General features: G+C 71.0%; 13 protein-coding genes and 1 pseudogene. 7 read left to right on the top strand and 7 right to left on the bottom strand.

What is annotated here, in order from left to right:
* Nucleotides 1–50 precede the first annotated feature (50 nt).
* From ACIP4Z_RS14760 to ACIP4Z_RS14750, 3 genes are all read left to right on the top strand, one after another.
* The gene (locus ACIP4Z_RS14760) at nt 51–695 is read left to right on the top strand and encodes a hypothetical protein (protein ID WP_401307917.1); all 645 of its coding nucleotides are present in this window, start codon (nt 51–53) and stop codon (nt 693–695) included.
* Nucleotides 696–760: 65 nt separating this feature from the next.
* Entirely contained in the window at nt 761–2122 is a 1362-nt protein-coding gene (locus tag ACIP4Z_RS14755) for a LuxR C-terminal-related transcriptional regulator (protein ID WP_401307914.1), read from the top strand.
* A 196-nt stretch (nt 2123–2318) separates the two neighbouring features.
* Nucleotides 2319–3497, top strand: a complete 1179-nt coding sequence (locus ACIP4Z_RS14750) for an acyl-CoA dehydrogenase family protein (RefSeq protein ID WP_355335444.1) — start codon at nt 2319–2321, stop codon at nt 3495–3497.
* A 114-nt stretch (nt 3498–3611) separates the two neighbouring features.
* Here ACIP4Z_RS14750 and ACIP4Z_RS14745 read toward each other — a convergent pair whose 3' ends face one another.
* Nucleotides 3612–4295 (bottom strand): response regulator transcription factor, encoded by a 684-nt coding sequence (locus tag ACIP4Z_RS14745; protein ID WP_355335441.1) that lies wholly within the window; start codon nt 4293–4295, stop codon nt 3612–3614.
* Nucleotides 4296–4530: 235 nt separating this feature from the next.
* On the bottom strand, nt 4531–5274 hold the full coding sequence (locus ACIP4Z_RS14740) for a TetR/AcrR family transcriptional regulator (protein WP_355335438.1): 744 nt from the start codon (nt 5272–5274) through the stop codon (nt 4531–4533).
* Between the two features lie 198 nt (nt 5275–5472).
* Here ACIP4Z_RS14740 and ACIP4Z_RS14735 point away from each other — a divergent pair, with 198 nt between their 5' ends.
* The 3 genes from ACIP4Z_RS14735 (at nt 5473) to ACIP4Z_RS14725 (ending at nt 8689) form a co-directional block, all read left to right on the top strand.
* A complete protein-coding gene (locus ACIP4Z_RS14735) occupies nt 5473–7020 on the top strand; it encodes a DHA2 family efflux MFS transporter permease subunit (RefSeq protein ID WP_391162863.1) in 1548 nt (515 codons plus the stop codon).
* Nucleotides 7017–7874, top strand: a complete 858-nt coding sequence (locus ACIP4Z_RS14730; protein WP_355335433.1) for an SDR family NAD(P)-dependent oxidoreductase — start codon at nt 7017–7019, stop codon at nt 7872–7874. Before ACIP4Z_RS14735 ends, ACIP4Z_RS14730 begins: the two co-directional genes overlap by 4 nt.
* A gap of 155 nt (nt 7875–8029) precedes the next feature.
* Entirely contained in the window at nt 8030–8689 is a 660-nt protein-coding gene (locus ACIP4Z_RS14725; RefSeq protein ID WP_355335430.1) for a hypothetical protein, read from the top strand.
* Nucleotides 8690–8783: 94 nt separating this feature from the next.
* Here ACIP4Z_RS14725 and ACIP4Z_RS14720 read toward each other — a convergent pair whose 3' ends face one another.
* Nucleotides 8784–9014, bottom strand: coding sequence for an acyl-CoA carboxylase subunit epsilon (locus tag ACIP4Z_RS14720; RefSeq protein ID WP_355335427.1), 231 nt, complete (start codon nt 9012–9014; stop codon nt 8784–8786).
* A 398-nt stretch (nt 9015–9412) separates the two neighbouring features.
* Here ACIP4Z_RS14720 and ACIP4Z_RS14715 point away from each other — a divergent pair, with 398 nt between their 5' ends.
* Entirely contained in the window at nt 9413–10483 is a 1071-nt protein-coding gene (locus tag ACIP4Z_RS14715) for a helix-turn-helix transcriptional regulator (protein ID WP_401307906.1), read from the top strand.
* A 122-nt stretch (nt 10484–10605) separates the two neighbouring features.
* On the opposite strand, the pseudogene ACIP4Z_RS14710 reads toward ACIP4Z_RS14715, so the two are convergent.
* From ACIP4Z_RS14710 to ACIP4Z_RS14695, 4 genes and pseudogenes are all read right to left on the bottom strand, one after another.
* Nucleotides 10606–11490: pseudogene (locus ACIP4Z_RS14710) on the bottom strand (MFS transporter); the annotation flags it as partial.
* Between the two features lie 201 nt (nt 11491–11691).
* Nucleotides 11692–12357 (bottom strand): dihydrofolate reductase family protein, encoded by a 666-nt coding sequence (locus ACIP4Z_RS14705; RefSeq protein ID WP_355335422.1) that lies wholly within the window; start codon nt 12355–12357, stop codon nt 11692–11694.
* Entirely contained in the window at nt 12357–12869 is a 513-nt protein-coding gene (locus ACIP4Z_RS14700) for an SRPBCC family protein (RefSeq protein ID WP_401307903.1), read from the bottom strand. Before ACIP4Z_RS14700 ends, ACIP4Z_RS14705 begins: the two co-directional genes overlap by 1 nt.
* Complete coding sequence (locus tag ACIP4Z_RS14695) at nt 12853–13215, bottom strand: metalloregulator ArsR/SmtB family transcription factor (RefSeq protein WP_355335418.1); 363 nt, start codon at nt 13213–13215, stop codon at nt 12853–12855. Before ACIP4Z_RS14695 ends, ACIP4Z_RS14700 begins: the two co-directional genes overlap by 17 nt.
* Nucleotides 13216–13322: the final 107 nt, after the last annotated feature.

The raw sequence follows: 13322 nt of genomic DNA, 5'->3' as shown, positions 1-13322 counted from the left end.
GCTTCCCGCCCCGAACCCCCGGACCCCGGTCCTCTGGAAGGACGACGGCAATGACCCAGCAGATCTCCTCCGCACCGCCGGACATCCGGCGCGCCGACAGCACGGCCGCGCACGTCGCGCAGTGGCACGTCCCCGACCGCGACTCCGGGGTCGAGGCCGTGGCCGAGACCGTCGAGCAGTGGCGCGCCGCCGACTGGCCGACCGGGCTCCTGTCGGCCTCCGCGTATCTCAGCACCGAGGACGACACGGTGCTGACCTACCTCCAGACCTCGCGAGCCTCGGCCCACCGCGACTTCACCTCGGGGCTGACGGGACTGGCGGGCGCCGCGACGGTCGCGTACACGCTGCGCCGCGCGATCGTGCTGCACAAGGGGCCGCTGGTGCCGTCCAGCTTCGTGGTCGCGACCTTCGACGTGGACGGGCCCGCCCCGCAGGAGCACATCGTCGAGTCGATCGCGGGCGCCCTCGAAAGCGCCCCCGGCGCGCAGCACCCCGGCCTGCTCTCGGCCAACTTCCACCTCAGCACCGACGGCACCCGCGTCCTGAACTACGCCGAGTGGACCAGCGACGAGGCGCACATCTCGTTCCTTGAGGGCGCCACGCGGGCGGCCACCCTGCGCGCCACCCACGACACTCCCGGCGTCCGGCCGATCGGCTTCAAGCGCTACCACCTCCTGCACAGCCTCACCGCCTGACACCACGTCACATCCGCGCGCCCCATCGGCCCATCGGCCCACCGACCTACCGAACGGAGTCCACCGTGCAGGGCGGAAGGAACGAATCCGCGCCGCTGCGTCTCGCCGAGGCACCCTCGGCGGTCGCATGGTGGCGTCACGAGGAATACGCGGCGGCGCACCCGCCCGCACCGGGCATCCGCCGCGCCGACGACGGCGAGCGCGCGCGTACCGACGAGACCGAGGTGTCCGCGGCCCCCCGCGTCCTCGAACTGGCCCACCGCGGGGTGAACCGCTCCACGGCGATGCGCCAGGCCGAGCGCCTGCTCGCCGCGGACGAGCGGCGAGCCGACGCCGACAGCGTGTGGCAGGCCGTTCTGACCCTGCTGTACGCGGGGGACACCTCGTCCGCGAGCGCGCACTGCGCCCGGCTGGCCCGCGAACCGCTCTGGTCGGGTTCGGTCCGCCACCGCCAGACGCTGGCCCTGCTGCGCGCACGGATCAAGCTGCTCGGAGGGGATACGAGCGGGGCCGTACGCATTCTGCGCGCGGTCCTCGCCCGGGGCCGGTCCGGTACCCGCGTCCCCCTCGCCGCGGTCTGGCTGACCGAGGCGCTGGTCGGGACCGGCGACCTCGACGGCGCGTGGACGGTGCTCCAGGAGAACGGCATGGTCGGCGCGCTCGACCTCGAAGGCCACGACCGGGCCCACGTCCTGGCGGCCCGCGGCGCGCTGCACCTGGCCGCGGGCCAGTTCCGGCAGGGGATCGACGACTGCCTGAGCAGCGGCCGGCTGCTGGCCTCGTACGGCATCGACAATCCCGCAGTGGTCGCCTGGCGTTCGGCGGGCGCGCTCGGGGCCGCGGTCGCGGGCCGCCGTGACCTCGCCGTCGCCCTGGCCGAGGACGAACTCGTCGCCGCGCGGAAGTGGGGGTCGGCGCGCGTCCTGGGGACGGCCCTGCGCGCCGTCGCCGTGGCGCGCCGCGACAAGACCTCCCTCGTACTGCTGGAGGAGGCCGTCGATCTGCTCCGCCTGGCCGACGCCCAGGGCGAGGTGGCTCAGGCCCTCTACGACCTCGGCGCGCTGCGGGCCGAACGCAAGGACGCGGCCGGGGCGCGGAGCCGGTTCACGGCCGCCGCCGCGGTCGCGCGCACTTGCGGCAACACCTTCTGGGCGCACCGCGCCGAGTCCGCGCTGCGCCGGCTGGGCGGACCTGGCGCCCCGCGCGGACTCACCCCGCAGGAGGCCAGAATCGCGCAGCTGGCCCGCGCCGGATACAGCAACCGGCGCATTGCGGAAGCCCTTTTCCTCAACGTCAGAACCGTCGAATTCCATCTGTCGGGCGTCTACCGCAAACTCGCCATCTCCGGCAGAGGCGAACTCGTCATGGTACTGAGCGCGGTCGGGGAATCCCCGGCAGTGCGACACAAACCTGCGGGCGAACCGTAGGTTTCCCCGGCTCCTTCGCCGCCGCTTCGCCGAGGGTGCGAGGATCGGGAAAACGGTCGGTCGGTGATCAGAGCACCGACCGCATTCCGTTCTCAACTCCCCTTTCCCGCCGGCGATGTCAGCGCGCGGACCGTCCGGAATACCGGTGCCCGGCAGCGGGCGCGTCAAGTGCTACCCACATCGGGAGGAACCCATCATGACCACCACCGCGCCGTCCCGGGACGATCTCGTCGAGGCCGCGGGGAAACTCGTGCCCCTGCTGCGCTCCCGGGCGCTGTGGATCGACGAGAACCGCAGGCTCCCGCAGGACGTCATCGAGGCGATCGAGGCGTCGGGTCTGCTCAAGATGCAGGTGCCCACGCAGTACGGCGGATACGAGTCGGACGCGCGCGCCTTCGTCGACGTGCTGGCCGAGGTCGCGAAGGGCAACAGCTCGGCCGCCTTCGTCCTGTCCATCTACGCCTCGCTGACCTGGATGGTCGGCCTGTGGCCCGACGAGGCGCTGGACGAGGTGTTCGCCGAGCCCCATGTCCGCGTGACGGGCACGACGGCCGCGTCCGGCAAGGCGACCCGGGTCGACGGCGGCTATCTGTTCAACGGTAGCTGGGGCTACAACAGCGGCGTGCTGCACGCCCACTGGAAGATCACCGCGGCGATGCCCGAGGGGCCCGCGGGGGAGACCCTGCCGGTCTTCGCCCTCATCCCGATCTCCGAACTGGAGATCGTCGACGACTGGAACACCATCGGCCTGGCGGGCTCCGGCAGTGTGACCACTGTGGCGAAGGACGTCTTCGTCCCCGACCACCGGGTGATCTCCGGCGCCGACTTCTACCAGAACGTCTCGAAGTCGCAGGCCAACGCGGCCAAGGGCGCCTACCGGGTGCCGATGCTGGTCAGCGCCACGGTGATACAGACGGGCCAGCTCGTCGGCGCCGCCAAGTACGCCCTGTCCAGCTTCCTGGAGCGGCTCCCCGGCCGGCCGCTGACGTACACCAGCTACCCCAGCCAGTTGGAGGCGCCGATCACGCATCTCCAGGTCGGCGAGGCGGCCCTGCTGATCGAGGACGCCGAGGCCCGCGCCCACCGGTTCGCCGATCTGCTGGCCGACAAGATCCGGCGGGACGAGCCGTGGTCCCAGGACGACCGGGTCTTCTCCCGGGTGCAGATCGGCTGGATCGCCAAGCAGACCAAGCAGGCCGTGGAGATCCTCGCCGCCGCCAGCGGCGGCTCCTCGATCTTCCGGGACGTGCCGATCACCCGCATCCAGCGGGACGTGCACGCGACGTCCCTGCACGCCCTGATCACGCCGAGCACCAACATCGAGCTGTACGGCAGGTCCCTGACCGGCCTTGAGCCCAACTCGCTGTACCTGTGAGCGACATGCCGCGCTGAGCGGAGCGTGACGCGGGCGCGCGTACGGCGGGGCCCCCGCCGTACGCGCGCTTCCGCTTCCTTTTCCGTTGCCGTGCGGGCGGGTCCGGGGGTCGGATCAGCCGAGGCCGACCCGGAATCCGACCCCGCGGACGGTGACGATCCAACTGCTCCGGCCCAACTTGTTGCGCAGCGAGTTGACATGGGTGTCCACCGTGCGGCTGGCCTGGTAACCGACCGCGAGCACCGTCGGGATCTCCCATATCTCGGCGAGCAGCCGCTGCCGGGTCACGACCATCTCGGGGTGCCGCGCGAGGTAGTACAGCAGGTCGAACTCCTTGCGGGTCAGCTTCACCGGCTTCTCGTGCACCTGCACCTTGCGCGAGGCCGCGTCGATCCGCAGACCGCCGATCGACACCGTCGTCTTGGGGGTGACCACCGGTCGGCGCGGCTCCCGCCGCCGCATGACGGCCTCCATGCGGGCCGCCAACTCGCGGATCTCGTACGGCTTGTCGATGCAGTCGTCGGCGCCCGCCCGCAGTCCCAGGACCCGGTCCAGCTCGGTGCCGCCGCTGGCGAACGCGATGACGGGGATGTCACCCGTCTCCCGCATGCTGCGGCAGACGGCCAGGCCGTCGATGTCCGGGAGATCGAGGTCGAGCAGGACGAAGTTCGCCTGCCGGAAGGTCTCCAGAGCCGCGGTTCCGGAATCCACGGTCGTCACCTCATGGCCGTACCGCTCCAGATTGCGGGCCAGGGCCGCGGCTTCGTGCTCCTGCGCCTCCACAACGAGTATGCGCACGGTATCTCCCTTGGAGTTGTACGGACCGAAGGTGGATTCACGGCCGCAAGCTCCATTGCCTGCATAGCTGTTAGGTGGACACATCCATCTAGTGCTGATCCGCGGCGCGGATTCTCAAACCGTTCTCATCGATTCGAGCCAGGGAGTTCATGCGAGGACACACGGACTTCGCGGATCCGCTTCGGAGATATCCGTTCGCGGGAAGGCGCGGTAAACCGTGTCGAATCGTCAGAGGTCAGGGAGCGGTCACCGGCAGGGAGCGGTTCTGCTGGACATCTCGGAACGCGCGCAGGAATGTGTCGACCGCGGCGTCGGCCACGGTGTGGAGTTCGGTGTCCGGTACGGGTCGGGTGCCGAGTTGGGACCGCGCCTCCATGGGGCCCGTGAGCAGAGCGAGGAACTGCTCCGCGGCCTCGACGGGGTCGCAGGGGCGCAGCAGACCGGCCAGGGAGAGCCGGGCCATCCGGTCGGCGAGGGTCTGCCGGAGCCGGTCGGCGCCGCGCCCCCAGACGACTTCGAGCAGTCCGGGGAAGCGGGTGATCTCCGCGTGCAGCAGTCGGCGCAGCGCCCAGGAGCGGGGGTCGCAACACTGGAGCAGCATGCGGTATCCGACCTCCTCCAAGCGGGACCTGACCGGGTCGGAGCCCTCGCCGTCCCCGCTCTCCTCGTCGGCCTCGCCGTTTCGGCCGTTCGCGCCGCCCTCGACCGTCAACTGCTCGGCCAGGGCGAGGTTTCCGTCCATCACCGCGTTCCCCGTCGCCTCCATCGCGGCGTGGAAGAGGTTCTCCTTGTCGCCGAGGTGGTTGTAGACGGTGTGCTTGGCGACGCCCGCAACTTCGGCGATCTCCTCCATGCACGCACCGGCGTACCCCCGCTTGGCGAACACGGCGAAGGCCGCGTCGAGGATCGCCTGACGCTTGTCGATGCGGCCTCGCGAGGCCGTTCGGTTGCCTGATGCCGATGTCGCAGTTCCGCCCACCCTCGCAGCGTACCCGATACGGGCGTTGAGTTACACCAGCCGGTGCAGTTTGTTGCCCACCGACGTTGTCAGCGTCCTGAGTGGTGCCCTAATCTGCACTGGCGAGTGCAATTTGGCTCGCTGTCATCTGACGTGCCGCCATCTGACGCGCGGCCACCTCACGCCACCTCATGCCACTTCACGCCACCGGAGAGACTCATGGCGCATCCGTCGAACGAGGGCCTTGACCCCGCGCTGCGGCGACTGATCGGAGTGATCCTGTTAGGCGGGATCATGGGGATCCTCGACGGCTCGATGATCGCCGTCGCAGCGGACACCCTGGTCAAGGACTTCGACACCTCACTCAGCGCGGTCAGTTGGGTGTCCACGAGCTATCTGCTCGCCCTGACCGTGAGCATCCCGGTCACCACCTGGGCCGTCGACAGGTTCGGCGGTCGACGGCTGTGGCTGCTCGGCCTGGTGATCTTCCTCGCCGGTTCCATCAGTTCCGGACTCGCGTGGAACATCGGCAGCCTGATCGCCTTCCGCGTGCTCCAGGGACTCGGCGCGGGTCTGCTCGACCCGCTGATGCTGACCCTGCTGGCCCGTTCGGCCGGACCCAGCCGGATCGGACGGGTCATGGGCCTCATGGGCGTCGTCGGCTCCAGCGGCCCGGTGTTCGGCCCGGTGATCGGCGGATTCATCCTGCAAGGCGTGTCCTGGCGCTGGATGTTCCTGGTCAACGTCCCGATCGGCCTGCTCGCGCTGGTGCTCGCCCTGCGGGTGATCCCGGACGACAAGCCGACCGGCGAGCAGCCGGTGGGCAAGCTCGACACCGTCGGCGTCGCGCTGATCGGCCCGGGCGTCGCGGCCGCCGTGCTGACCTTGTCGCAGTACGCCGAGCGGACCGAGTTCTCCGCTTGGCAGGTGCTCGTCCCGCTGGTCGCCGCGGTCGTGCTGCTCGGCGCCTACGCCGTCCACGCGCTGCGCGAGCGCACCACGCAACCGCTCATCGACCTGCGGCTGTTCGCCTCGCGCAGCTTCTCCGCCAGCGTCACCGTCGGCGCCCTGGTCGGTCTGGCCACCTTCGCCAGCCTGTTCGCGCTGCCGCTGTACTACCAGCAGGTACGCGGCCACGACACCTTCGCGTCCGCGCTGCTGCTCGCTCCGCTCGGTGTGGGGTCGGCCCTGTCGATGCCGCTGACCGGACGGTTGTCCGACAAGGTCGGCTCACGGACCCTGGTGATGTGCGGCGGCGCGGTCGCCACGCTGAGCGCGCTGGCCTTCACCCAGCTCAGCGCGGACACGTCCCAAGTCTGGACGGCCGTGGTGGCGTTCACGATCGGCCTCGGCCTCGGCAGCGTGGGCGCGCCCACCATCGCCTCCCTCTACCGCACGCTCCCGCCGCATCTGGTGCCTCAGGGCAGCACCGTGCTGTACATGCTCAACCAGCTCGGCGCCGCGATCGGCATCGCGCTGGTCGCGCTGCTCGTCCAGAGCGCGGGCAGCGGCGACGCCCTCGGCGGCTTCCGGCACGCATACTGGGGCGTGACCGGCGCGCTCGTCCTCGCCCTGATCGCCGCGACCCAACTGCCGGGCCGTCCCAAGCCGCAGGAATCCGACGGCGGTACGCCGCAGGAACAGCACGCCGACGTGAACTCCGACGTCACCGCCGACGTCCACTCCCATGCCGACTCCGCGGTCGGCTCCGACATCCGCTCCGCGGAGGCTCCCGCCTCCCTGGCCGCCCAAGGGGACACCCTGTGAAGACCATTGTGATCGCCGGCGGCACCGACGGCATCGGAAAGGCGCTGGCGGCCACCCGGCTCGGCAACGGCGACACCGTCGTCGTCATCGGCCGCAGCGAGGTGAAGGGGAAGGCGTTCCTGGAGACCGCCGCGACCGTCGGCGCCCAGGACCGGGCCTTCTTCATCCCGGCCGACCTCAGCCTGCTGGGCGAGAACGAACGGGTCCTCAAGAAGCTGCGCGCGCGGTTCCCGACGATCGACGCCCTGGTCCTGTGCGCCCGCCACTACCGCACCGAGCGCGCCCTCACGGCCGACGGCATCGAGGAGAACTTCGCGCTGTTCTACCTCAGCCGCTACCTGCTCGGACACGGCCTGGTCGACACGCTGTCCGCCGCCGAACAGCCCGTGGTGGTCAACGTGGCCGGTCCCGGTGCGAGTCTGAGCGTGGTCCGCTGGGACGACCTGGAGCTGCGCCACGGTTACCACGGCGGCGCCGCGCTCGGCCAGGGCGGAAAGCTCAACGACCTGCTCGGCGTCACCTTCGCCGAGCGGTACGGGGACAGCGGCATCCGCTACGTCCTGATCCACCCGGGCGTCACCGCGACGAGCTTCTCCGGCGAGTACGATGATGTGACACTGCGTCAGATCCTGTCGATGCAGTCGTTCGCCAAGCCGGTGGAGGCCGCCCTCCCGCCGATCGTCGACGCCATCGACGCCCCTCCCGCCGAGCCGTTGAGCGCGTTCGTCGAGGGGCTTCGGATCGGGGTGAAGGACCGGTCCTTCGCGCCGGACGCGGCCGAACGCCTCGACGCGGCCACCGAGCGGATCCTGGAGGAGCACCGGGGGCGGACCGGCGGTCCCGGCGGGAATTGACGGTCTCCAGAAGGTGTCACAAGCGGAATTGATGTTCTTTTCACAATCCTGAGCCGGGATTCCTGGGCGCGGGTCACCGCTGGTCGGAGAATGTTCCGTACCACGCCGTGGCCCGCGCCTTTCGTGGAGCCACCTCATTCCCGAGGAGCCGAAGAATGTCCCACGCGTCCACCTCGCGGCCCGTCATCGAGAATCCCCAGAGCGACATCGTGCTCGTCGGCACGGTCCCGACGGAGAGCGGAAAGGCGGCGCAGACCGCGGAAGCCGTCGTCGCCCACTGGCGGTCCGGCGAGTGGCCGCCGGAGCTGCTGTCGCTCACGGTCTACACGAGCAGCGAAGGCGACTCGGTGCTGACCTACGCGCAGTGGTCCGCGGAGGAGCCGCTGCGGCAGTCCCTGAAGGAGGAGGGCAGCCTCTCCGACACGGCGTCCGCCGTCCCCGGCGCCCCGGCGCCCGTGCCCTACCGCCTGTACCGCGCGGTCCGCGGCTCCGGCATCGCCGACCCCGCCCCAGTCGCCGAGTCCTTCCCCGTGGCCTTCTTCGGCGCGGAGAACGACCAGGCCGCCCGCGCCTTCGTGGACGCCCTGTTCGCCGGCGAGGAGGCCACCGAGGGCCAGGACCGCGACTACCCCGGCGGGATATCGGCGAACATGCACATCAGCGTGGACGGCACGAGCGTCCTCAGCTTCTCCGAATGGGTGACGGAAGCCAACGCCGTCGCCCACATCGAAGCCGTCTGGGAGCCGGTCCTGAAGGACCTCGGCGGCACCGGTCTGCTCTACCGGCACTTCAGCACCCTGCTCCCGACCGCCTGAACACCCCACCGGCCGGCCCCCGCCCTCGGGGCGGGAGCCGGCCGGTTCCTCATGGCTCAGGACCTCAGCGGCTCATCCGCAGGACCTCGGCGGCTCATCCGGCCGCGCGCGCGTACGCGTGCCAGACGCGAGGCGCGTCGAACAGGTGCACCCGCTCCGACCGCCGCCACCGCGCGGCGGGCACCGACACCACGTCCCCCGGCACCGGCAGATCGGGCCCCGCCGCCGTACGGGCGAAGAGCACGGCGACAAGCGCGGCCAGTTCCTCAGGAGTCGCACAACCGCGCACCACGCGCAGCTGACGAGAATCGATCGAGTCGGTCATCACACATCCTTCTTCGCGCGGTCGGAAAAGTCGAGGCCACACCGGCAGCGGAAATGCGCCGCACCTCAACCTCAAGGTTCCAGGGAAACCGGCCCCCGCTCAAGACACCCCGATTCAGGACTCCGTCAGATTCCACAAGTCCTCGCCAGCCGAATTCAGCGACCGCCAGCCGAATGTCAGATCCCCTTGACCCGGCCCGCCTTCCGCGCCGCGGGGACGGAGCGTCAGGCGAAGGACGGCCAGCGATGGCCGGCCCAGTGGCGCCAGTCCGTCCAGCCGGGCGGTGGGCCGGTCGGCCGGTCGGCCGGATAAAGCGGTGGCCGCCCCGGCCGCCCCGGCCGCCCGTGCGGTCCCCGTCGAATCGGCGCACCCGCTCCCGGACCTGGAATGATCGGGCCATGCGCGCCGCTCGGCTCCTCTCGCTCATCCTCCTGTTGCAGAACCGGGGGAGGCTGACGGCCGGTGAGCTGGCGCAGGAGCTGGACGTCTCGGTGCGGACCGTCTACCGGGACATCGACTCGCTGAGCGCCGCGGGCATTCCGGTGTACGGGGACGCCGGGCACGGCGGGGGATACCAGCTGCTCGGCGGGTACCGGACCCGGCTGACCGGGCTGCATGTCGACGAGGCGGAGTCGCTGTTCCTGGCCGGACTGCCCGGCGCGGCCGACGACTTGGGCCTGGGGGAGGTGCTGGCGGCGGCGGAGCTGAAGCTGACCGCGGCCCTGCCGCCACCGCTGCGGGACCGGGCCGGGCGGATCCGTGAGCGGTTCCACCTCGACGCGCTCGGCTGGTACCGGGAACAGGACTCCCCGTCCGCTCTCGTACCGCTCGCCGACGCGGTGTGGAATCAGCGGCGGATCCGGGTGCGCTACCGCCGCTGGACCGCGCCGCAAGAGGTCGAGCGCGACCTCGACCCGTACGGCTTGGTCCTCAAGGCGGGGGTCTGGTACCTCGTCGCCGCGGTGGACGGCGCGGTGCGCACGTACCGGGTGTCCTCGATCCTCCGCCTGGACGTCGGGACGACCGGCTTCGAGCGGCCGGACGGGTTCGACCTGGGCGCTCACTGGCAGCAGTACCTCGCCGTCTACGACGCCCGAAGGCTGCGGCTTCAGGGCTCCGTACGGATCGCTCCCGCGCTGCTGTCCGCGCTGCCGGACCGCCTGGACGCGGCTTTGGTCCGCGCGGTGGAGACCTCGGCGGGGCCGCCGGACGCGGACGGCTGGGTGACGGCGACGGTGCCGCTGGAATCGGTCGAGCTGGCGGTGCCCGTACTGCTGTCACTGGGCCCGGACATCGAGGTGCTCGGCCCCGAGGAGCTGCGCCGCGCGATCGCGGAGAGGGCGGCGGCCGTGCTCGACCGGTACCGGCCGGCGGACTCGCCCGGCCGGGCGGGGGCCGACGAGCGCAGCAGCACTCCGGCGGACAGGGTGGCCAGCAGGGCGAGAGCGGCGAGGACCCCGAAGCCGTAGCGCGTGTCGGTGCTGTCGGTGACCTTCCCGACCAGGAACATCACCGCGACCGTGGCCGCCAGCCCGCCGCCGTTCGCCAGCCCGAAGACCCGGCCCACCGAGGCGTCGTCGGCCGAGGTCATCAGCATGGTCCGCGAGGCGATCCGGGCCTGCCCGAAGAAGAACGCGCCCACCGGCACTCCGACGAGATAGCCGGCGATCCCGAACTGGCTCTGGAGTACCAGGCCCACGGCGCAGAGCAGGAAGCCCACGACGGCGATGCGGAGGTCGGGACTGCGTCTGCTGACGATCCGGTACGCGCCGGCCGCCGCCAGGAAGCCGAGGCAGCCCAAAGCGTCCACCGCGCCGAACGTCCCCGCCCCCAGGCGGAGTTCACCGATGACCGCGGTGGGCAGCAGGGCGTTGAAGACCGTGACGACCACGCTTCCCTGGGCGTAGAGCAGGATGAAGTGCCGCATCCGCATCGGTGTCCGCGTCGGCGTACGCGCCGCCACCGGCGCCGACTCCCCGGCGGCGGTGGCCGTCGGCGCCCGTTCCGGGCGACGCCCCACCGCGGCCACGCACAGCGCCGAGACGGCGAAGGTCCCGGCGTTGAACACCAGCAGCGGCACGGCGCCGAACGCCTGGACGGACAGCCCGCCGACCGTCGCCGACAGCAGCATCCCCGCCTGGGTCCCCATCTCGTAGCGGGCGTTGAACCGCCGCAGCCGGTCCGCCGGGACCCGCTCCTTGATCAGCGCGGAGCTGGCGGGGAAGAACAGCGCGCCGACCACGGCGAGCGCCAGGTTGGCGCCGTAGATCCCGGCTCCCGGAGAGCCGCCGCAGACCAGCCAGAGCGGCAGGGCCAGGGCCAGCGCCGCACTGGAGAGATCGCAGCCGATCCACAGGGCCCGCCGGTCGAAGCGGTCCGCCAGCCGCCCGAAGAAGGGTGACAGCAACGCCTGCGGCCCGGCGACGGCGATGAAGAGCCAGCCGACGGCCATCATGGTGCGCTGTTCCCTGATCATGAGCAGCGCACCGACGATGAGCTGGACGTTGTTGCCGAGAGCGGTGGCGAAGGCAGCGGGTACGAGCAGCCGCTCGGCCCGCCGGGAGTGCCGACTGAGGATCATGGCACCACTGTCCGGCGCTTCCCTGACATCCTGTGTCAGTGAAGTCTCTCCGCCCGGTGACGTCTTCGCACCGCCCCCGAGCGGCCGGGCCGCCCGCTACCGCCGCTTGACGGTGTAGGTCAGGTGGGTCACCCGGGACGACGCGTCCGTACGGGTCTGGTCGAGTGCGAGACGGTCGGGGTCCACGCGCTCGAACAGGCGGATGCCCGTGCCGAACAGCACGGGCGCGAGGGTGATCGAGAACTCGTCGACCAGGCCGGCGTCCAGGTACTGCTGGATCGTCTCGGCGCCGCCGGAGATACGGATGTCGCGGTCGCCCGCGGCCTCGCGGGCCCGGTCGAGCGCGCTGGAGATTCCGTCGTTGACGAAGTGGAAGGTCGTGCCGCCCGGCCGCTCCCACGAGTCACGCTCGACGTGGGTCACGACGAACACCGGGGTGTGGAACGGCGCCTCCTGGGGCCACGCCAGCTCTCCGGCGTCGAACATCCGCTTGCCCATGACGCTCACGCCGGTGCGCTCGTACGTCGCCCGGGCGATGTCGTTGTCGATCCCCTCCTCGCCGCCCTCGCCGAGCTTGAGATTCTCGCGGAACCACCGCTGCGGGAAGATCCACGCCTGGAGCTCCGACCACTTCGCCATCCAGCGCCGGACGCCGGGGTCGCTCTGGCCTTCGGGCGAGAAGACGTCCTCGACGGGCACGGCGTCCGGCGCCATGAAGCCGTCGAGCGACATCGTCACACTGAAGAACACCTTGCCTGCCATCAGTCGTCCGCTCCCTTCGACGCGGTCCCGTTCCCGGTGAGTTCGGCGACGTAGACCGCCAGATTGCGCAGCGTCTGCTCGCCGCCCTCGACCGCGTGGTACTTCTCCGCCGCCTCGTCGCGCAGCTCCCTGGTGGGGAACACCGTGCGCATCACGAGCCGGGTCTCCTCGTCCGCCGGTTCGAAGGTCAGGACCGACTCGAAGGTGTGGGGGTCGTCGCGGGACTCGCCGTGCAGCAGCGCGATCCGCCGCGACGGGACGATCTCGGTATAGGTGATCCACTCCTGGTAGTCGGTCCCGTCCGGCCCGTGCATCACGAAGTCCCAGACCCCGCCGACGCGGAAGTCGAAGGACCGCGTCGTGGTCGTGAACCCTTCGGGGCCCCACCACCGCGAAAGGTGCCGGACCCGTGTGAACGCCTCGAACACCAGCTCCCGTGGGGCGCCGATGGTCCGGGAGACCACGATCTCGCGGTCCGCCGCCGTCTCGTCGCCGCTATTGGTCGTCGTCATCCGGTGGTTCCTCCTGCCTTGCCTGTTTCAGATCTCGTACGTACGTGTCCAGCCGGTCGAAGGTCCCGTTCCAGAACTCCTCGAAGCCGCCCGTCCACTCATGGATCGGCCGCAGCCCGCGGGCGTCCAGTCCGTAGAGCCGCTGCTTGCCCGCGCCGCGGACCCGCACCAGCCCGACCTCGCGGAGCACCCGCAGGTGCTTGGACGCCTGCGGTTGGGTCATCCCCAGCTCCCGCGCCAGCTCGGTCACGGGCCGCTCGCCGCCCCGCAGCAGCGCCAGGATCTCCCGTCGCTGCGGCTCGGCGATCGCGTTGAACGCGTCCGAGGTCGTCGCCGCTCGTGCCATGACTCCATCGTATGCCTATATCGGCATGCGTCAACCGCGGCATGCCGCTCCTGAGGTTCCGCGCCCTCGGTGCGGGCCGCTCGTCCTGGCCGCCGCGCCCGCCGGGC

The organism is Streptomyces sp. NPDC088910 (assembly GCF_044749865.1).
Lineage (GTDB): Bacteria > Actinomycetota > Actinomycetes > Streptomycetales > Streptomycetaceae > Actinacidiphila.
Note: the sequence above shows the minus strand (reverse complement) of the source record. Positions and strands in the feature narration are given on the sequence as shown.

Coding starts and splice junctions, on each gene's coding strand:
- ACIP4Z_RS14760 (WP_401307917.1), top strand. CDS start 51: ATGACCCAGCAGATCTCCTCCGCACCGCCGGACATCCGGCGCGCCGAC.
- ACIP4Z_RS14750 (WP_355335444.1), top strand. CDS start 2,319: ATGACCACCACCGCGCCGTCCCGGGACGATCTCGTCGAGGCCGCGGGG.
- ACIP4Z_RS14735 (WP_391162863.1), top strand. CDS start 5,473: ATGGCGCATCCGTCGAACGAGGGCCTTGACCCCGCGCTGCGGCGACTG.
- ACIP4Z_RS14725 (WP_355335430.1), top strand. CDS start 8,030: ATGTCCCACGCGTCCACCTCGCGGCCCGTCATCGAGAATCCCCAGAGC.
- ACIP4Z_RS14720 (WP_355335427.1), bottom strand. CDS start 9,014: ATGACCGACTCGATCGATTCTCGTCAGCTGCGCGTGGTGCGCGGTTGT.
- ACIP4Z_RS14715 (WP_401307906.1), top strand. CDS start 9,413: ATGCGCGCCGCTCGGCTCCTCTCGCTCATCCTCCTGTTGCAGAACCGG.
- ACIP4Z_RS14705 (WP_355335422.1), bottom strand. CDS start 12,357: ATGGCAGGCAAGGTGTTCTTCAGTGTGACGATGTCGCTCGACGGCTTC.
- ACIP4Z_RS14700 (WP_401307903.1), bottom strand. CDS start 12,869: ATGACGACGACCAATAGCGGCGACGAGACGGCGGCGGACCGCGAGATC.
- ACIP4Z_RS14695 (WP_355335418.1), bottom strand. CDS start 13,215: ATGGCACGAGCGGCGACGACCTCGGACGCGTTCAACGCGATCGCCGAG.